Origin of the sequence: Pseudomonas baetica (genome assembly GCF_019733355.1) — a bacterium.
In the GTDB taxonomy this organism is placed as follows: domain Bacteria; phylum Pseudomonadota; class Gammaproteobacteria; order Pseudomonadales; family Pseudomonadaceae; genus Aquipseudomonas; species Aquipseudomonas baetica_A.
Map to the genome: position 1 here is coordinate 42459 of NZ_JAIHLQ010000036.1, position 21683 is coordinate 64141.

The 21683-nt window shown below is 62.7% G+C and carries 2 protein-coding genes (1 of these 2 only partly in view); both read left to right on the forward strand.

All coding sequences use genetic code 11. The features are described from left to right. Positions 1-12321: a non-ribosomal peptide synthetase gene (locus tag K5E40_RS26350; RefSeq protein WP_221733307.1), complete on the forward strand. Its 12321-nt coding sequence runs from the start codon at positions 1-3 to the stop codon at positions 12319-12321. Then, on the forward strand, positions 12321-21683 hold the 5' portion of the coding sequence (locus tag K5E40_RS26355) for a non-ribosomal peptide synthase/polyketide synthase (protein WP_221733308.1). 5628 nt of this gene lie beyond the right edge of the window; 9363 of the gene's 14991 nt are visible here — the first part of the coding sequence; it begins with the start codon at positions 12321-12323; its stop codon lies beyond the right edge, outside the window. Before K5E40_RS26350 ends, K5E40_RS26355 begins: the two co-directional genes overlap by 1 nt.

Sequence of the window (21683 nt, forward strand, 5' to 3'; positions counted from 1 at the left end):
ATGAATGCTGAAGACTCCTTGAAACTTGCTCGCCGGTTTATCGGGCTGCCGCTGGAAAAACGCCAGATGTTCCTTGCGGCTTTGCAAAAGGAGGGCGTGGATTTCGCCCGGTTTCCGATCCCCGCCGGCATCGAGGCCGAGGATCGTCAGGCGTTGTCCTACGCGCAGCGGCGCATGTGGTTTCTCTGGCAACTCGATCCGCAGAGTGGCGCCTACAACTTGCCGGGCGCAGTGCGTCTGAGTGGGCGCCTGAATGTGGCGGCGCTGGAGCAAGCCTTCGCCAGTCTGGTCGAGCGTCACGAAACCCTGCGCACGGTGTTCCAGCGCCAGGCCGATGACCGCCTGCTGCAAGTGCCGGCCAGCGCACCGCTGGTGATTGCCCGCGAAGATTTCAGCGCGCTGCCGCAGGCCGAACGCGAGCAGGCTGTGGTTTACGCCGCCGAGCAACAATCGGTGCTGCCGTTCGATCTGGCAGTCGGTCCGCTGCTGCGGGTCAATGTGCTCAAACTCGCGGAGCAGGAACACGTCCTGTTGCTGACCTTGCACCACATCGTCTCCGATGGCTGGTCGATGAACGTGCTGATCGATGAATTCATCCGCTGCTACGACGCGTTCGATGGCGATCAGAAGCCGCTACTGGCACCGCTGCCGATTCAGTACAGCGACTATGCCCTGTGGCAACGCCGCTGGCTGGAGGCGGGGGAGCAGGCGCGCCAACTCGACTACTGGCAGGCGCAACTGGGCGACGAACATCCGGTACTGGAATTGCCGCTGGATCATTCGCGCCCGGCGGTGCCGAGCTATCGCGGTACCCGCTACGAATTTGCCGTCGACGCTCAGTTGGCCGAGCAACTGCGCAACACCGCGCAGCAGCATCAGGTCACCTTGTTCATGTTTTTGCTCGGCGCCTTTAACGCGCTGCTGCACCGGTATACCGGCCAGACTGATATCCGCGTCGGTGTGCCCATCGCCAACCGTAATCGCGGCGAAGTCGAAGGCTTGATCGGTTTCTTCGTCAACACCCAGGTATTGCGCACGCAGGTGGATGGGCAAACTCGAGTCGATGAGTTGCTATGCGCGATCAAGGAAACGGCGCTTGGCGCCCAGGCGCATCAGGATCTGCCGTTCGAGCAACTGGTCGAAGCGCTGAAACTGGAACGCAGCCTCAGCCACACGCCACTGTTCCAGGTGATGTACAACCACCAGCCGCAAGTGGCCGATATCGCCAACATCAGCACTGCATCGGGCCTGTTGCTGGACAGTCTCGACTGGCAGAGTCGTACCACGCAGTTCGACCTGACCCTGGATACCTACGAGAAGGGTGGCAAGCTGCACGCCGCGCTGACCTACGCCAGCGACCTGTTCGACGCCAAGACCATCGAACGCATGGCGCGTCATTGGCTGCGATTGCTGGCAGCGATGGTCGCTGATCCATCGCAGCGGGTTGGCGAGTTGCCGCTGCTGGAGGCGGATGAACAGCACGCGCTGGTGCACCTCTGGAACGACACTTCGGTTGCTTACCCTATCGAGCAGCCTATCCATCAACTGATCGAAGCACAGGTTGCGCGTACGCCGAATGCGCCAGCGCTGGTGTTTGGTGAGCAGACTTTGAGCTACGTCGAGCTGGATGCCCGGGCCAATCGTCTGGCGCACCTGCTGCGTGAGCAGGGCGTGCGGGCCGACAGTCTGGTCGGCATCTGCGCCCAACGCTCCCTAGAGATGGTCGTCGGCCTGCTGGCCATCCTCAAGGCTGGTGGTGCCTATGTGCCGCTGGACCCGGAGTATCCGCAGGAACGTCTGGCCTACATGATCGAGGACAGCGGCATCACCTTGCTGTTGACCCAAGCGGCGCTGTTGACATCGCTGCCGACTGACGGCGTCAAAGTCATTACGCTGGATCAGCCGGGCCTGCTCGACGGCTACAGTGAAAGCCGTCCCGAGGTCAGCGTTGATCCGTTGAATCTTGCGTACGTGATTTACACCTCCGGTTCCACCGGCAAGCCCAAGGGGGCCGGCAACAGTCATGCCGCGCTGGTCAACCGCTTGTGCTGGATGCAGGAAGCTTACGCTCTGGACGCCAGTGATTCGGTGCTGCAGAAAACCCCTTTCAGCTTCGACGTATCGGTCTGGGAGTTCTTCTGGCCGCTGCTCAGCGGTGCGCGTCTGGTCGTCGCTGCGCCTGGGGCGCACCGTGATCCGCGGCAGATGATCGACACCATTAACCGCCACCGCATTACTACGCTGCATTTTGTGCCATCGATGTTGCAGGCGTTTATTCACGAGCCGGGCGTCGAAACGTGCGCCGGCCTCAAACGCATCGTGTGCAGCGGTGAAGCATTACCACTGGATGCGCAACTGCAAGTCTTCGCCAAACTGCCGAATGCCGGCCTCTACAACCTCTACGGCCCGACTGAAGCGGCCATCGACGTCACCCACTGGACCTGCGTCGACGAAGGCGCCGACAGCGTGCCGATCGGTCGTCCGATCGCCAACCTGCGCACCCATGTGCTCGACGCCGAACTGTTGCCGGTGCCAACTGGCGTGGCCGGCGAACTGTACCTGGGCGGAGCGGGGCTGGCGCGCAGTTATCACCAGCGTCCGGCACTGACCGCCGAACGTTTTGTGCCGTGCCCGTTCCATGAGGGCGCGCGCCTGTACCGTACCGGTGACCGTGTGCGTCAGCGAACTGACGGCGTGATCGAGTACCTGGGCCGTCTCGACCATCAGGTGAAACTGCGCGGTTTGCGCATTGAACTCGGTGAAATCGAAACGCGCCTGATGCAGCACTCGTTGGTGCGTGAGGCCGTGGTTCTGGTGCAGGGCGGCAAGCATCTGGTGGCTTATCTGGTGCTGGAAAATACTCAGCCGGACGAGCAATGGCAGCAGGACGTCAAAGCCTGGCTGCTCGGCAGTCTGCCGGAGTTCATGGTGCCGACCTACCTGATGACCCTGGCCACACTGCCGGTCACCGCCAACGGCAAACTGGATCGCAAGGCCCTGCCGCAACCTGACGCCGCGCCGCAGCAAGCCTTCGTTGCGCCGCAGGACACGATGCAAAAAGCCCTGGCGGCGATCTGGGCCGACGTGCTCGGTCTTGAGCGCGTCGGCCTCGAAGACAACTTCTTCGAGCTGGGCGGCGACTCGATCATCTCTATTCAAGTGGTCAGCCGCGCACGACAGGTCGGGATTCGCGTCAGTCCGCGTGATCTGTTCCAGTATCAGACCGTGCGCAGCCTCGCGCTGGTCGCCACGCTGGACAGCCAGACGTCGGTGGATCAAGGGCCAGTGACCGGCGACGCCGTACTCGGGCCGATCCAGCAACACTTCTTCAGCCATGCGATGCCGGTGCGTGAGCACTGGAACCAGTCGCTGCTGCTGACCCCGCGCGCCACTTTGAACGCTCAGTGGCTCGATACCGCGCTAGCGCACATGATCAACCACCACGATGCCCTGCGCCTGCGCTTCGTCGAAAACGCCGAAGGCTGGCAGCAAAGCCATGGCCCGCGGGTTGAAAGCGCTGGGCTGTGGCAGCGCGACGCCGACTCTGTCGAGCAGTTGAACGCCTTATGCAACGAGGCCCAGCGCAGTCTTGATCTGCGCAACGGCCCGCTGCTGCGCGCGTTGCTGGTCACGCTGGCCGATGGCAGCCAGCGTCTGGCGCTGATCATTCATCACTTGGTGGTGGATGGGGTTTCCTGGCGAGTGCTGCTGGAAGATGTGCAGCAGGCCTATGAGCAACTGGCGGCGGGCGGCGGCATTCAATTGCCGGCAAAAACCAGTGCCTTTCAGAGCTGGACAGCACGCCTCGAAAGCGCAGCGTCGCGCTTCGACGACCAACTGAGCTATTGGAAAACCCAGCATCAGGATGCCCGGGATCTGCCGTGCGAGCGTCCGGATGGCAGCCTGCAGAACCGGCATGGCGAGAAAATCCAATGGCGCCTCGACGCCGAGCGCACCCGTCAACTGTTGCAACAGGCGCCGGCAGCGTATCGCACGCAGGTCAACGATCTGCTGCTCACTGCACTGGCGCGCACCATCAGCCGCTGGAGCGAGCAACCGGGCACGCTGATCGAGATGGAGGGGCATGGTCGCGAAGATCTGTTCGATGACATCGACCTGAGTCGCACCGTGGGCTGGTTCACCAGCCTGTTCGCGGTAAATCTGATTGCCGCCGACGATCTCGACGGTTCGATCAAGTCGATCAAGGAGCAACTGCGCGCGGTGCCGGACAAAGGTCTGGGCTATGGCGTGCTGCGTTATCTCGCGGCGCCGTCGGTACGCGCCGAACTTGAGGCGCTGCCACAGCCGCGCATTACCTTCAACTATCTCGGCCAGTTTGATCGTCAGTTCGACGAGGCGGCGCTGTTCGTGCCGTCCGCCGAAACCAGCGGCGTCGCGCAGGATTCAGAGGCGCCGCTGGCCAACTGGCTGACCGTGGAAGGTCAGGTGTATGGCGGCGAACTGTCGATGAGTTGGGGGTTCAGCCGCGAGATGTTCGACGGCGCAACCGTACAGAAACTGGTGGATCAATACGCCGTCGAGTTGCACGCGCTGATCGAACATTGCTGCACCCTGCAAACCGCGCAAGCGACGCCGTCGGACTTCCCGCTGGCGCAGGTCACGCAGGCGCAACTCGATGCACTGCCGGTGCCGGCCGGTCAGCTCGATGACCTTTATCCACTGTCGCCGATGCAGCAGGGTTTGCTGTTCCACACCCTCTACGAGCAAGCGGGGGGGGAGTACATCAACCAGTTGCGCGTCGATGTGCAAGGCATTGATCCCGAGCGTTTCCGCGCCGCATGGCAGGCCACCGTCGACGCGCAGGATATTCTGCGCAGCGGTTTCGTCTGGCAGGGCGAACTGACGCAACCGGTGCAGATCGTGCACAAGCAGGTGAAATTGCCGTTCACCACTCTGGACTGGCGCAGCCGCGACGATCAACCAGCCGCTCTTGCAGCGTTGGCCGATGCCGAACGTCAGCAAGGCTTTGATCTGACCTGCGCGCCATTGCTGCGACTGGTGCTGGTGCAGACCGGCGCCGAGCAATGGCACCTGATTTACACCCATCACCACATCCTGATGGACGGCTGGAGCAACTCGCAGTTGCTTGGCGAAGTCTTGCAGCGTTACGGCGGCCGTACGCCGGTAAGCGGCGGTGGACGTTATCGCGATTACATTGCCTGGCTGCAACGGCAGGACAGTCAACTCAGTCAGGACTTCTGGAGCGAACAACTCGCTGCGCTGCAAGAGCCGACCCGACTGGCCCGCGCCGCCACCGGCGGGGAAAACCTCAGCGGTCACGGCGATCATTACTTGACGCTGGACGTGTCACACACCCAGGCACTGGAAGCGTTTGCCCGTCAGCAGAAAGTCACCGTCAACACCTTGGTGCAAGCGGCTTGGCTGCTGTTGCTGCAACGCTACACCGGTCACGAAGCGGTGGCGTTCGGCGCGACCGTGGCCGGGCGTCCGGCGGATCTGCCGGGCATCGAGCAGCAGGTCGGTTTGTTCATCAACACCTTGCCGGTCATCGGTGCGCCGCGTCCGGATCAAACCGTCGGCCAATGGCTGCAAGCAGTGCAGGCGCAGAACCTTAGCCTGCGCGACTTCGAACACACGCCGTTGGCGGACATCCAGCGCTGGGCCGGGCAGGGTGGCGAAGCGCTGTTCGACAACATTCTGGTGTTCGAAAACTACCCGGTTACCCAGGCGCTGAGTCAGGCCGGGCAGGGGCTGGTGTTCGGTGATGTGGGCAATCTGGAGCAGACGCATTACGCGCTCAGCGTAGCGGTGACGCTCGGCCAGCAATTGGCCCTGCATTACAGCTTCGACCGTGGCCAGTTCGCCAGTGAAGTGATCGAAGGTATCAGTGCGCACCTGCTGCAATTGCTTGAGCAGTTTGCCGCATCGGCTGAGCGCAACCTCGGCGAAATCGGCCTGGCCAGCGCTGAAGAGCAGGCGCGCCAGCAAGCCGAAAACCATCCGCAACCGTACCCGGTGGACATCGGCGTGCATCAGCGTATTGCCGCGCTGGCCGACGAAAATCCGCAACGCACGGCGGTGATCTTCAACGGTCGGCGCTTCAGCTATGGCGAAATCGATCAGCGTGCCAACCAATTGGCCCACGCGCTGATCGCCCGTGGCGTCGGCGCGGAAACCCGCGTCGGTGTGGCCCTGCCGCGCAGTGAGGCGGTGATCGTCGCATTGCTGGCGGTGCTCAAGGCTGGCGGCGCTTACGTGCCGCTGGACACCCGTTATCCGCGTGAACGCCTGGCCTATCTGATCGAGGATTCCGGGCTGGCGCTGCTGATCAGCGATGCGTCGGTGTCGGCGCAATTGCCCCTGGCCGAATCGGTGCCGCTGCTTGAACTCGATCGCCTCGACTTGTGCGAATGGCCGATCACCGCGCCGCCCGTGCAGCTCGATCCGCACAACCTCGCGTATGTGATTTACACCTCCGGCTCCACCGGGAATCCGAAAGGCGTCAGCGTCGCTCACGGCCCCTTGGCGATGCATTGCCAGGCCATCGGTCAGCGTTATGAAATGCGCGACAGCGATTGCGAATTCCACTTCATGTCGTTCGCCTTCGACGGCGCCCATGAGCGCTGGCTGACCAGCCTGACCCACGGCGCCTCGTTGCTGATCCGCGACGACAGCCTGTGGACACCGGAGCAAACCTACAACGCCATGATTGAGCATGGCGTGACCGTGGTCGCGTTCCCGCCGGTGTACCTGCAACAACTGGCCGAACACGCCGAGCGTGTGGGCAGTCCACCCAACGTGCGCATCTACTGCTTTGGCGGCGACGCGGTACCGAACGCCAGTTTCGAGCGGGTCAAACGGGCGCTCGATCCGGACTTCATCATCAACGGCTACGGCCCGACCGAAACCGTGGTCACGCCGCTGATCTGGAAGGCCGGCCGCGATGTGCCGTGCGGCGCCGCTTACGCGCCAATCGGCAGCCGCATCGGTGACCGCAGCGCCTACGTGCTCGACGCCGACCTGAACCTGCTGCCGCAAGGCATGGCCGGTGAGTTGTATCTGGGCGGCACGGGTCTGGCCCGCGGTTACCTGAACCGTCCGGGGCTGACCGCCGAGCGTTTTGTCGCTGACCCGTTCAGCAGCCCTGGCGGCTTGCTTTATCGCACCGGTGACCTCGTTCGCCAGCGCGTCGACGGCACATTCGACTATCTGGACCGCATCGACAATCAAGTGAAGATCCGCGGTTTCCGCATTGAGCTCGGCGAAGTCGAAGCCGCCTTGCAAGCGCTCGACGGTGTGCGCGAAGCCGTGGTCGTGGCCCAGGAAGGCAGTGCGGGTAGCGGCAAGCGTCTGGTCGCCTATGTGGTGGGCGATTCTGCCCGCGCGGACTTCACCGAAGACCTGCGTGCGCAGCTCAAGGCCATCTTGCCGGCGCACATGGTGCCGGCGTATGTCTTGCGTCTGGAGCGCATGCCGCTGACGCCAAACGGCAAGCTCGACCGCAAGAACCTGCCGAAGCCGGATGTCAGTCAACTGCAACAGACCTATGTCGCTCCGCAGAATGCGCTGGAGCAACAATTGGCGACGATCTGGCAAGACGTGCTTAAGCTTGGGCAGGTCGGCATCAGCGACAACTTCTTTGAGCTGGGCGGCGACTCGATCATTTCCATTCAAGTGGTCAGCCGTGCGCGGCAGGCCGGCATTCGCTTCACGCCCAAAGACCTGTTCCAGCACCAGACCATCCAGGCGCTGGCGGTTGTCGCGCAGACGGGCGAAGCGCTGCAAGTGATCGATCAGCAACCGGTGACCGGCCACACGGCACTGTTGCCGATTCATCAGGAATTCTTCGCTCAGGCGATTCCCGACCGTCATCACTGGAACCAGTCGGTGATGCTCAAGCCGAATCAGGCGCTCGATGGCCACTTGTTGGAGCAAGCGCTGGACGCGCTGGTGCTGCACCACGACAGCCTGCGCCTGGACTTTGTCGAGCAGGCTGACGGCTGGATCGCGAACTACCGCGACATCGCCACGCAAGCAGGTGAAACCATTCTCTGGCAAGTCGAGGTCGCCGACCTCGCAGCCCTTGAGGCATTGGGCGACAAGGCCCAGCGTAGCCTGCAACTGAGCGGTGGCTCGCTGATTCGCGCGGTGCTGGCGAACCTGGCCGATGGCAGTCAACGCCTGCTGCTGATCGTCCATCATCTGGTGGTCGATGGCGTGTCGTGGCGGATTCTGTTTGAAGATCTGCAAAACGCTTACCGGCAGATCGCTACGGGCAATGCCGTGCAGTTGCTGGCCAAGACCCATGCGGTCAAAGCCTGGGCGCAGGCCTTGCAGGAATACGCCGCCACGCCTGCGTTGCAGTCTGAACTGGGCTTCTGGCAGCAACAGTTGCAAGGTGCATCGGCGACGTTGCCTTTCGACCGTCCCGACGGTGGGCAGCAACACGATCAGGCGCTGACCATTCGCAGCAAACTGGACCAGACCCTGACCCGTCAGTTATTGCACGATGCCCCGGCGGCTTATCGCACGCAGGTCAACGATCTGCTGCTGACCGCTCTGGCGCGGGTGATGGTGCGCTGGACCGGTGCCGACCACGCGCTGGTTTTGCTCGAAGGCCACGGTCGCGAAGACCTGTTCGACAGCGTCGACCTGACGCGCACCGTCGGCTGGTTCACCAGTGTGTTCCCGGCGCGCCTGTCGCCGGTTGCTGAGCCGGGCGCATCGCTCAAGCAGGTCAAGGAACAACTGCGGGCGATTCCGCACAAAGGCATTGGCTTCGGCGCGCTCGCGCATCTGGGCGATGAGCTGGCTCGCCAAGCCTTGCAAGCCTTGCCGACACCACGCCTGACCTTCAACTATCTGGGCCAGTTCGACGGCAGTTTCGATGCCGCCGCCGAAGCCCTGTTCGTGCCGACCAGCGAGTCCGGCGGTGCCGAAGTCAATCTGCAAGGCCCGTTGGGCAATCCGCTGGCGCTGAACGGCAAAGTCTTTGGCGGCGAACTGGATCTGAGCTGGACCTACAGCGGCGCGATGTTCGACGCGGCGACCATCCAGCGTCTGGCCGATGACTACGTGCAGGAATTGACTGTGCTGATCGGCCATTGCTGCGACAACGCCAACCGTGGCGTGACGCCGTCAGACTTCCCGCTGGCGCAACTGTCGCAGGCGCAACTCGATGCGCTGGTGCTCGAACCGCAAAGCATCGATGACATCTACCCGCTGTCGCCGATGCAGCAGGGCATGCTGTTCCATACGTTGCTCGAACATGGCAACGGCAACTACATCAACCAGATGCGCCTGGACGTCGACGGCGTCGATCCGCAACGCTTCCAAGCGGCGTGGCAAGCGGTGGTGGATGCCCATGACATTCTGCGCACCGGGTTTTTCTGGCAGGGCGATCTGCCGCAACCGGTGCAAGTGGTGCAGCGCCAGGTTGAAGTGCCATTCAGCGTGCTCGACTGGCACGGCAAAACCGGGCTGAACGCGGCGCTGCAAACCCTCGCCGACGAAGAGCGCGCACAGGGTCTGGATTTGATCTGTGCGCCGCTGCTGCGTCTGGTGCTGGTGCGCACCGCGACGGATCGTCATCACCTGATTTACACCAACCACCACATCCTGATGGACGGCTGGAGCAGCGCGCAGTTGCTCGGCGAAGTGTTGCAGCATTATCGCGGCGAAGCGGTGGCGCGTCCGGCGGGCCGCTATCGCGATTACATCGGCTGGCTACAACGCCAGGATGCGGCGGCGGCCGAAGCCTACTGGCTGGCGACGCTGCACAACCTGCAAGAGCCAACGCGCCTGGCCAATGCCATCGCGCGGCCGCAGTACGGTTTGCCAAGCGTCGGTTATGGCGATCACTACCAAGTACTCGACGTCAATCTGACGCAGCGTTTGGGCGAATTCGCCCGGGCCGCGAAAGTCACGGTCAACACCGTGGTGCAAGCCGCTTGGCTGTTGCTGTTGCAGCGTTATACCGGCAAAGACTGTGTCGCTTTCGGCGCCACCGTCGCCGGGCGTCCGGCGGATCTGCCGGGTGCCGAAGCGCAGATCGGCCTGTTCATCAATACCTTGCCGGTGGTTGCTGCGCCGCAAGCGCAGCAGAGTCTGGCCAGTTGGCTGCAAGGCGTGCAGGCGCAGAATCTGGCTTCGCGCGAGTTCGAACACACACCACTGGCGGATATTCAGCGTTGGGCCGGGCAGGGCGGTGATGCGCTGTTCGACAGCCTGATGGTGTTCGAGAACTACCCGATTGCCGACGCGCTGGAACGTGGCGCGCCGCAAGGCTTGCGTTTCGGCGCGGTGGCCAATCAGGAGCAGACCAACTATCCGCTGACCCTGCTGGTAAACATGAGCACGCAACTGACGGTGCATTTCAGCTATCAGCGCGACAGCTTTGCCGACGCCAGCGTGGCGCAGTTGGGCGCGCATTTGCAGCGTCTGCTGAGCCAGATGACCGAGGCGGGCGAGCGGTCACTCAGTGAGTTGAATCTGATCGAAAGCGTCCCGAGCGTCGATGCCGATTTCGTCACCGATCTGTGCATTCATCACGGCATTGCCCGTCAGGTGGCGGCGACGCCGGATGCGCTAGCGGTGACCTTTGGCAGCACGCAACTGACGTACGCCGAACTCGACGCGCAAGCCAACCGCTTGGCGCACAAACTGATCGAACTCGGTGTTGGCCCGGAAGTGCGCGTGGGCGCGGCGATGCCGCGTTCCGAGCAGTTGCTCATTGCCTTGCTGGCGGTGTTGAAGGCCGGTGGTGCGTATGTGCCGCTGGACCCGGATTACCCGGCGGATCGTGTCGCGTACATGCTGGAGGACAGCCGTGCGCGGGTGTTGCTGACCGAGCAAGCGGTCGCCGCGACCCTGACGGTACCTGGCGAAACGCAAGTGTTGCTGCTGGATCAGGTGTTGTTGAGCGGTTATCCGAGCAGTGCACCGCTAACATCGGTCGTTCCAGACAACCTCGCCTACGTGATCTACACCTCCGGCTCCACCGGCACGCCAAAAGGCGTGGCGATTGCCCATCGCAACGTCATGGCGTTGATCGACTGGTCGGCCAAGGTCTACAACCGCGACGATATTCAAGGCGTGCTGGCTTCGACCTCGGTGTGCTTCGATCTGTCGGTGTGGGAGCTGTTCGTCACACTGGCCAACGGCGGCTCGCTGATCATCGCCCGTAATGCTCTGGAACTGCCGCATTTGCCGGCGCGCGATCAGGTGCGCCTGATCAACACCGTGCCGTCAGCCATTGCTGCATTGCAGCGCGCCGGGCAGATTCCGCCGAGCGTGCGGATCATCAATCTGGCGGGTGAGCCGCTAAAACAAGGGTTGGTGGATGCGTTGTATCAGCAGTCGACGGTCGAGCATGTCTACGACCTGTACGGCCCGTCGGAAGACACCACCTATTCGACCTGGACTCGCCGCAGTGCCGGTGGTCAGGCACGCATCGGTCGTGCCCTCGACCACAGCGCCGGCCATTTGCTCGACGCTGATTTGCACGCTGTCCCGCAAGGAGCGTCGGCCGAACTGTACCTGTCCGGTGCCGGCATCACGCGCGGCTATCTGGGCCGTGCAGCAATGACAGCCGAACGCTTTGTGCCCAACCCGTTCGCCAATAACGGCGAACGCATGTACCGCACCGGCGACCTCATCCGCGAGCGTGAAGAGGGCGAGCTGGAATACATGGGCCGGATCGACCATCAGGTGAAAATTCGTGGATTCCGCATCGAGTTGGGGGAGATCGAGGCGCGATTGCTCGCCCAACCGGCCGTCACCGAAGCGGCGGTGCTGGCCGTCGAAGGCGAGGCGGGCGCGCAACTGGTGGCCTATGTGGTCGCCCCACCACTGGATCTGTACGACGGCGAAGCGCAGCGGCTCCTGCGCGACGGACTAAAGACTGGCCTCAAGTCTTCGTTACCTGACTACATGATTCCCGCGCACCTGCTGTTCCTTGAGCAGTTGCCACTGACCCCCAACGGCAAACTCGACCGCAAGGCCTTGCCTGCGGTCGATGCCAGCCAGATGCAGGCCGCGTATGTCGCGCCGCACAGTGAGCTTGAGCAGCGGGTCGCGGCGATCTGGCAGCAAGTGCTCGACGTGCAACGCATCGGCCTGAACGATCACTTCTTCGAACTGGGCGGGCACTCGCTGCTGGCGGTCAACGTGGTGTCGCGCATGGCCCTTGAACTGGGCCTGACGCTGACCCCGCAACTGTTATTCCAGCACCCCGTCCTGAGCGACTTTGTCGCTCGACTCGATACAGGAGGCGGGGCAATCAACGAACAGAAACTGAGCAAGCTGGAAGCCCTGCTTGACGATATGGAGGAAGTCTGATGGACAAGAGTGTTGCTTTGAGGGTAGCCAAGCGCTTTATCACTCTGCCGCTGGACAAACGTAAGCTGTACCTGGAGAAGATGCTCGAAGAGGGTGTCTCTCCGGCCAACCTGCCGATCCCGGAAACACGTTCCGGGTTTGCGGCGATTCCTCTGTCGTATGCTCAGGAACGTCAATTGTTCCTGTGGCAAATGGACCCGCACAGCACCGCGTATCACATCCCCAGCGCCCTGCGCCTCAAGGGGCGGCTGGAGGTGGCGGCGCTGGAACGCAGCTTCAATGCCGTGGCGGCGCGTCACGAAAGCTTGCGCACGACCTTCGCCGAGCAGGGCGAAACCTTTTGTCAGGTGATCCATCCGCAACTGCCGCTGAACATCAGTCTGGTTCCGCTGCCCGAAGGCCTTGATGCCGCCGGTGAAGAGGCTGCGGTCAAGGCGTTCGTCGAAAGCGAAACCGCGCGCCCGTTCAACCTGCAACAGGGCCCGCTCCTGCGCGTGGCGCTGCTGAAAGTGGCGCAGGACGATCATGTGCTGGTGCTGATCCAGCACCACATCATCTCCGATGGCTGGTCGATCAAAGTGCTGGTCAATGAGCTGATCCAACATTACGCCGCCGACACCGGCGGGCAGCCGTTGACGCTGCCGGCGCTGGACGTGCAATACGCCGACTACGCGATCTGGCAGCGTCACTGGCTGGAAGCGGGCGAGCGTGAGCGGCAACTGGCTTATTGGATCAAGACGCTGGATGGCGAGCAGCCGGTGCTGGAGTTGCCGATCGATTTCCCCCGCCCGGCGGTGCAGAGTCTTCGCGGTGCGCGGCTTGAACTGGACTTGCCGGCGGCCCTTGGCGACGCCCTCAAACATCTGGCCCAGCGCGAAGGTGCGAGCCTGTTCATGGTGTTGCTGGCGTCGTTCCAGGCCTTGCTGCATCGCTACAGCGGCCAGGCGCAGATTCGCGTCGGTGTGCCTACGGCCAACCGTAACCGCGTCGAGACGGAGGGCCTGATCGGCTTTTTCGTCAACACTCAGGTATTGAATGCCGAGGTGAACGGGCAACTGCCGTTCAACCGCTTGCTGGCGCAGGTCAAGCAAGCGGCGATGGATGCTCAGGCGCATCAGGATCTGCCGTTCGAGCAATTGATCGAAGCGCTGCAACCGGAGCGCAGCCTGAGCCACAGCCCGGTGTTCCAGGTGATGTTCAACCACCAGACCCGCCGTGATCAGGGGCGTGGCGCGGTGCAACTGCCGCAGTTGAGCGTCGAGGATGTGCAGTGGGAAGGGCGCACCGCGCAGTTCGACCTGACCCTCAATACTTATGAATCCAACGACGGTTTCGCCGCCGAGCTGATCTACGCCACTGACCTGTTCAAGCCTGAGACCATCGAGCGCATTGCCCGTCACTGGCAGAATCTGCTGCAAGGCATCGTGGCTGCACCGACTCAGCGCGTCGGCGAATTGCCGTTGTTGGACAGTGCCGAACACGGTGTGTTGTTGCGGGACTGGTTACGCGTGGCCGATCACACCGCGCAGGCCGAGTGCGTGCAGCAGGCTTTCGCCTTGCAGGCACAGCAAACGCCGCAGGCCACCGCGCTGATCATCGGCGCATACGTGCTGACCTATGGCGAGCTGGATGCTCGGGCTAATCAACTGGCGCACAAACTGATCGAGGCCGGTGTCGGCCCGGATCGACTGGTCGGCATCGCCGTCGAGCGCAGCGTCGAAATGATCGTCGGCCTGCTGGCGATCCTCAAGGCGGGTGGTGCGTATGTGCCGCTGGACCCGGCGTACCCGGAAGATCGTCTGGCCTACATGATCGAGGACAGTGGTTTGCAATTGCTGCTGACGCAGTCGCACTTGCAGGCGCAGTTACCGATCCCGACGGGCGTGCAGACGCTGTTGCTCGATCAGCCACACGACTGGCTGGCGGCGTATCCACAGACCGCGCCGGACGTGGCGGTCAACGGCGAGCATTTGGCCTATACGATCTACACCTCGGGTTCGACCGGTAAACCGAAAGGCGTGATGGTGCGCCACGCGGCCCTGAGCAACTTTGTCGTGAGCATGATCAAGCAGCCAGGGATCGCGGCCACTGATCGCATGCTGTCGCTGACCACGTTCTCGTTCGACATTTTTGGTCTGGAAATCTACGGCCCATTGCTGGCCGGCGCCTGCGTGGTGCTGACCGGCAAGGACGTGCATCAAGACCCGCAAGCGGTGCTCGAACTGATCGAGCGTCACGCCGTCAGTGTGCTGCAAGCCACGCCGTCGACCTGGCGCATGCTGCTGGACAACGAACACGCCGCGATCCTCAACGGCCGCACGTTCCTCTGTGGCGGTGAAGCACTGCCGCAGGAACTGGCGCAGCGCATGCTGGCGCTGACGCCACGCGTGTGGAACCTCTATGGCCCGACCGAAACGACGATCTGGTCAGCACAACATGCGCTGAGTGCGGACAACAGCCGTCCGTTCCTCGGCACGCCCATCGACAACACCGCGTTGTACATCCTCGGCAGTGACCTTGAGCTCAATCCGCTCGGCGCGCCGGGTGAATTGCTGATTGGCGGTGACGGTTTGGCCCGTGGTTATTTCCAGCGCCCAAGCCTGACCGCCGAACGTTTTGTGCCGGATCCTTTCGCGAAAAACGGCGCGCGTCTGTACCGCACCGGCGACCTGACCCGCTATCGCGCCGAGGGCGTGATCGAGTACATCGGGCGGATCGACCATCAGGTGAAAATCCGGGGTTTGCGTATTGAACTGGGTGAAATCGAAGCGCGTTTGCTCGCGCTCGACAGCGTGCGCGAAACCGTTGTGGTCGCGCAGGACGGCCCGACCGGCCCGCAACTGGTGGGCTACGTGGTGCCATTGGTCAATGATGTTTCGGAAGCCGATTTGCGCGCCGCGCTCAAGGCCAGCCTCAAGGCTGAACTGCCGGAATACATGGTGCCGGCGCACCTGTTGTTCCTCGCGCAACTGCCGCTGACCCCCAACGGCAAAGTGGATCGCAAAGCCTTGCCGGCGCCCGACGCCAGCCAGTTGCAATCGACCTACAGCGCACCGCAAACCGCCACCCAGCACACCGTCGCCGAGATCTGGCAAGCGGTGCTGAAACTGGATCGCGTGGGCCTCGGCGATAACTTCTTCGAACTGGGCGGCCACTCTTTACTGGTCACCCAAGTGGTCTCGCGGGTGCGTCAGGCGCTGAACGTTCAGGTGCCGCTGCGTACGCTGTTCGAACACAGCACGCTGGAAGATTTCGTTGCTGCGCTGGGCGTCGATCAGGCGACTGAGGAACCGCCAATTGTCGCGTTGCCGCGCCTGCAACCGCTGGCGCTGTCCTATGCTCAGGAACGGCAATGGTTCCTCTGGCAGCTGGAGCCGACCAGCACTGCCTATCACGTCCCGGCGGCGTTGCGTCTGCGCGGTGAACTGGATCTGGGGGCGTTGCAGCGCAGCTTCGATGCCCTGATCGCGCGCCACGAATCCCTGCGCACCTGCTTCGTCGAAGAGCAGGGCCAGACCCTGCAAGTGATTCAGGCCCTCGCCACGTTGGATCTGCACGTGCAGGACGTTGCCGCCGATCTGGACGAGGCTGCGCTGCAAGCGCTGGTCGCCGAAGAAACCCTGCACCTGTTCAATCTCCAGCAAGGCCCGCTGCTGCGGGTCAAATTGCTGCGTCTGGCGGATGACGACCACGCACTGGTCATCACCTTGCACCACATCGTTTCCGATGGCTGGTCGATGAACGTCATGGTCGATGAGCTGGTGGCGTTGTACGCCGCTTATAGCCAGGGGCAGGCCGTGCAATTACCGGCGCTGGCGGTGCAATACGCCGACTACGCGGTGTGGCAAAAGCAGTGGATGGACGCCGGTGAACGCGAGCGTCAGTTGAGCTACTGGACGGCGCAACTGGGCGATGGCGATCAGCCGCTGCTGGAGCTGCCGACCGACCGCCCACGTCCGCCCGAACAAAGCTATCGCGGCGCCCGTCGTGATATCCCGCTGAGCCTGGAACTGGCGTCTGCGCTCAAGCAGGTTGCCCAGCGTGAAAACGTCACGCTGTTCACACTGTTGCTGGCCTCGTTCCAGACCTTGCTGCATCGCTACAGCGGTCAGGCCGATATCCGCGTCGGTGTGCCGGTGGCGAACCGCAACCGGGTCGAGACGGAAGGGCTGATCGGCTTCTTCGTCAACACCCAGGTGCTGAAAGCTGAATTCGACAGCCAGCAGACGTTCCGTAGCCTGCTGCAGCAAGTGAAAAGCACCGTGCTCGGCGCCCAGACTCATCAGGATCTGCCGTTCGAGCAACTGGTCGATGCGCTGCAACCGGAGCGCAGCCTCAGCCACAGTCCGTTGTTCCAGGTGCTGCATAATCACCAGAGCCAGGCCCGTCAGGCTCAGGGCGCCACACGCTTGCCGAACATCGAGATCGAAGGCCTGAACTGGGCGTCGAACACCGCACAGTTCGACTTGACCCTGAACACCTTCGAATCCACCGACAACGTCTGGGCCGAGCTGACTTACGCCACCGACTTGTTCGACGCCGCGACCATCGCGCGCCTGGCGCAACACTGGACGAATCTGCTGCAAGGCATCGTCGTCGACAGCGGTCAGCGCATTGCCGAACTGCCGCTGCACGACGCTGCCGAACGCGCGAAGACCTTGCTGCAATGGAACCCGGCCTTGGCCGATTTCCCCAGCGAGCGGTGCCTGCATCAATTGATCGAAGCCCAGGCTGCCCGCGCACCGCAAGCGATTGCCGTGGCCTACGGCGAACAGACGCTGACCTACGACGAACTCAACAGCCGCGCCAATCAGCTGGCCCACCAATTGATCGCCAACGGTGTCGGCCCGGATGTGCGCGTCGGTCTGGCGGTGGAGCGCAGCCTCGACATGCTGGTCGGGCTGTTGGCGATCCTAAAGGCCGGGGGCGCTTACGTGCCGCTGGACCCGAGCTACCCGCAAGAACGCCTGAGCTACATGATCGGCGACAGCGGCATCGGCCTGCTGCTGACCCAAAGCCATCTGCTTGATCGTCTGCCGGTGCCGGACTCGGTACGCAGTTTGATGCTCGATCAGGACCGCGACGGTCTCGAAGGCTACAGCGACAGCAACCCGCAGGTCAGCATGAGCCCGGACAACCTGGCGTATGTGATCTACACCTCCGGTTCGACCGGCCAGCCGAAGGGCACCTTGCTGGCGCATCGCAACGTGCTGCGCCTGTTCGAAGCCACGGGTGCGTGGTTCGATTTTGGTCCGACCGATGTCTGGAGCCTGTTCCATTCCTACGCCTTCGATTTCTCGGTGTGGGAGATTTTCGGTGCGCTGCTGTACGGCGGCAAACTGGTGGTGGTGCCTTACGAGGTCAGCCGTGCGCCGGAAGATTTCTACGCTTTGCTCGGCCGCGAAGGCATTACCGTACTGAACCAGACGCCCTCGGCGTTCAAGCAATTGATGCAAGTGGCGTGCGCCCCGCAACACACCACTCTACAGCCGTCGCTGCGTTACGTGGTGTTCGGTGGCGAGGCGCTGGAGGTCAAGAGCCTGCGCCCGTGGTTCGAACGTTTCGGCGATCAGGCACCGCAACTGATCAACATGTACGGCATCACCGAAACCACCGTGCACGTGACTTACCGGCCATTGTCGATGGCCGATCTGCAAGGCGATGTCGGCAGCCCGATCGGCGAGCCGATCGCGGATCTGTCGTGGTATTTGCTCGACGCTGACCTGAACCCGGTCGCCAAAGGCTGTATCGGCGAGTTGCACATCGGGCGTGCCGGTCTTGCGCGGGGTTATCTGAACCGTGCCGATCTAACCAGCCTGCGCTTTATTCCCGATCCGTTTTCCGCTGACGGCGGGCGTCTGTACCGCACCGGTGACCTGGCGCGTTATCGCGCTGAGGGGGTCATTGAATACGTCGGTCGAATCGACCATCAGGTGAAGATTCGCGGGTTCCGTATCGAACTCGGCGAGATCGAAGCGCAACTGCTGGAGCAACCAGCGGTGCGCCAAGCCGTGGTGCTGGCGCAGCCGGGCCTCAGTGGTCAGCAATTGGTCGCGTATCTGGTGCCGAGCGATGCCGCGCTGCTCGACGCCAGCCTGGCCGAACAGGCGCAGTGGCGCGACCGTGTGCGTGCCGAGCTCAAGGAAAACCTGCCGGATCACATGATCCCGGCGCACCTGTTGCTGCTGGCGCAACTGCCATTGACCGCCAACGGCAAACTCAACCGCAGCGCCTTGCCGGCCCCTGACGCGAGCCAGGCGCAGCAGGCTTACCAGGCGCCACAAAGCGAGCTGGAACAGCGCTTGGCGGCGATCTGGCAAGACGTGCTGAAACTGCCGAAAGTGGGCCTCAACGATAATTTCTTTGAGCTGGGCGGCGACTCGATCATTTCGATTCAGGTGGTCAGCCGTGCCCGTCAGGCCGGCATTCGTCTCAATCCCAAAGACCTGTTCCAGCACCAGACCGTGCAGCGTCTGGCGCTGGTCGCACAACTGGGCGATGGCGAGTCGACGATTGATCAACAGGCGGTGACCGGCGCGGCGTTGCTGCTGCCGATCCAGCAGCAGTTTTTCGAAGATGAAATCCCTGAACGTCACCACTGGAATCAGTCGGTGCTGCTCCAACCGCGTCAGGCGCTGGACGCCGCCAAGGTCGAGCAAGTGCTGCGCGCGCTGGTGGCCCATCACGATGCCCTGCGCCTGAGTTTCTCGCCGCAGGATGGCGTGTGGCAGGCCGAACACCGTGTGGTGGAAGATTCATCGCAAAACCTGCTCTGGCAGGAAGACGTCGCCGATGCTGCTGCGCTGGAAGCCTTGGGCAACCGCGCCCAGCGCAGTCTCGACCTGCAAAACGGGCCATTACTGCGCGCTGTGTTGGCAAATCTGGCCGACGGCACTCAGCGTTTGCAGTTGGTGATTCATCACTTGGTGGTGGACGGGGTGTCGTGGCGGATTCTGCTCGAAGACCTGCAAAACGCGTATCAGCAATTGCTGGGCGATCAGCCGTTGAGCCTGCCGTCCAAGACCAGCGCTTTCAAGGACTGGAGCGAACACTTGCAGCGTTACGCCAACGGCCCGGCGTTGCAGGCTGAGCTGGCTTACTGGCAGGCCTGCCTGAGCGATGTCAGCACCGATCTGCCGTGCAAACGCGTGGACGCCGGTCAGCAAAACCGTTTGGCGCAGACCGTGCAGACTCATCTGAGCGCCGATTTGACCCGACAACTACTGCAAGAAGCCCCGGCGGCGTATCGCACTCAGGTCAATGACCTTTTGCTGACGGCGCTGGCGCGAGTCATCGGCCGCTGGAGTGGGCAGGCGTCGACGCTGATTCAGCTCGAAGGCCATGGTCGCGAAGAACTGTTCGATGGGGTCGATCTGACCCGCACCGTCGGCTGGTTCACCAGCCTGTTCCCGGTGTGCCTGACCCCGGCCGCGACAGCGGGTGAGTCAATCAAACAGATCAAGGAACAACTGCGCTCGATCCCCGACAGGGGCATTGGTTTCGGTGTGCTGCGCCACGTCGGTAACACTCAGGCGCAACAGAGTCTGCGGGCCTTGCCGACACCGCGGATCACCTTCAACTACCTCGGCCAGTTCGACGGCAGTTTCGAGGGCGATGACGGCGCATTGTTCGTGCCGTCGCCGGACAACGCCGGCCTCGATCAAAGCCCGGACGCGCCGCTGGGCAACTGGCTGACCCTCAATAGTCAGGTGTATGGCGGCGAGTTGCGCATGGGCTGGACCTTCAGCAGCGAACGCTTCGACAGCGCGGTCATCGAAGCGCTGGCCGCCGATTACGCCGAAGAACTGGCCGCGTTGATCGGCCATTGCCTGACCCCGGGCGTTGAAGGTCTGACCCCGTCGGACTTCCCGTTGGCCGGCCTGACGCAGGCGCAACTCGACGGCTTGCCATTGCCGGCGCAGCAGATTGCCGATGTCTATCCGCTGTCGGCAATGCAGCAGGGCATGTTGTTTCACAGCCTTTACGAACAGGCCGCTGGCGATTACATCAATCAGGTTCGCCTCGACGTCGAAGGCCTCGATCCGCAACGCTTCCAGCAGGCCTGGCAAGCGGCGGTGGACAACCACGATATCCTGCGCACCTGTTTTGTCTGGCAGGGTGAACTGGCGCGACCGGTGCAAGTGGTACACAAGCAACTGGACATGCCGTTCAGCGTGCTCGACTGGCGCGAGCGTGGCGATGGCCAGGGCGAATTGAATGCACTGGCCGCTGCCGAGCAGGCGCAAGGTTTTGACCTGAGCCAAGGGCCGCTGCTGCGCATGGTGGTGGTGCGTCTGGATGACCAGCGCTGCCATTTGATCTACACCAACCATCACATCCTGATGGATGGCTGGAGCAACTCGCAGTTGCTCGGCGAAGTGCTGCAACGCTACAGCGGCATTGCTCAGCCTGTGCTGGCCGGGCGTTATCGCGATTACATCGAATGGCTGCAACGTCAGGATGTACAGGCCAGCGAGCACTACTGGACCGCGCAACTAGCCGACTTGCAGGCGCCGACCCTGCTGGCGCAGGCACTTCAGGCACAGCGTGGCGATGCGCCGCGTGCCGGGCATGGCGAACATTTCTGCGTGCTGGACGCGCAGCAGACCCGTCGTCTGGGCGATTTCGCTCGCCAGCAAAAAGTCACGCTCAACACGCTGATTCAGGCGGCCTGGCTGCTGCTGTTGCAGCGCTTGACCGGCCAACAAAGCGTGGCGTTCGGCGCCACGGTGGCGGGGCGCCCGACCGAACTCAAAGGTGTCGAGCAGCAGATTGGGCTGTTCATCAACACCTTGCCGGTGATCGCCAGCCCTCGCGCGCAATCGAGCGTGGGCGAGTGGTTGCAGAGTGTGCAGGCGCAGAACCTGGCCCTGCGCGAGCATGAACACACGCCGTTGTTCGACATTCAGCGTTGGGCCGCGCGCAACGGTGAAGCGCTGTTCGACAACATTCTGGTGTTCGAGAACTACCCGGTGTCCGAGGCGCTGGAGCAGGGCGCGCCGCAGGAGTTGCGCTTTGGCGAGATCAACAACCACGAACAGACCAACTACCCGCTGACCCTGCTGGTGCATTTGAGCGATGAATTGTCGATGCATTTCAGCTACCAGTGCGACAGCTTTGCGGCGCACAGCGTGGTGCAGTTGGGCGAGTACTTGCAGCGCCTGCTCGGGCAGATGAGCGAGTCGGGTGAGCGTTTGCTCAGTGAGTTGAACCTGATCGATAGTGCCCCGAGCGTCGTTGCCGATTTCGTCACCGAGCTGTGCATCCATCAGGGCATCGCCCTCCAAGTGGCGGCAACGCCGGAAGCGCTGGCGGTGACTTTCGGCGACAAGCAGCTGACTTACGCCGAACTCGACGCGCAA

Excerpts from the sequence above, each read along its gene's own strand:
- K5E40_RS26350 (WP_221733307.1), top strand. The coding sequence starts at position 1 with ATGAATGCTGAAGACTCCTTGAAACTTGCTCGCCGGTTTATCGGGCTG.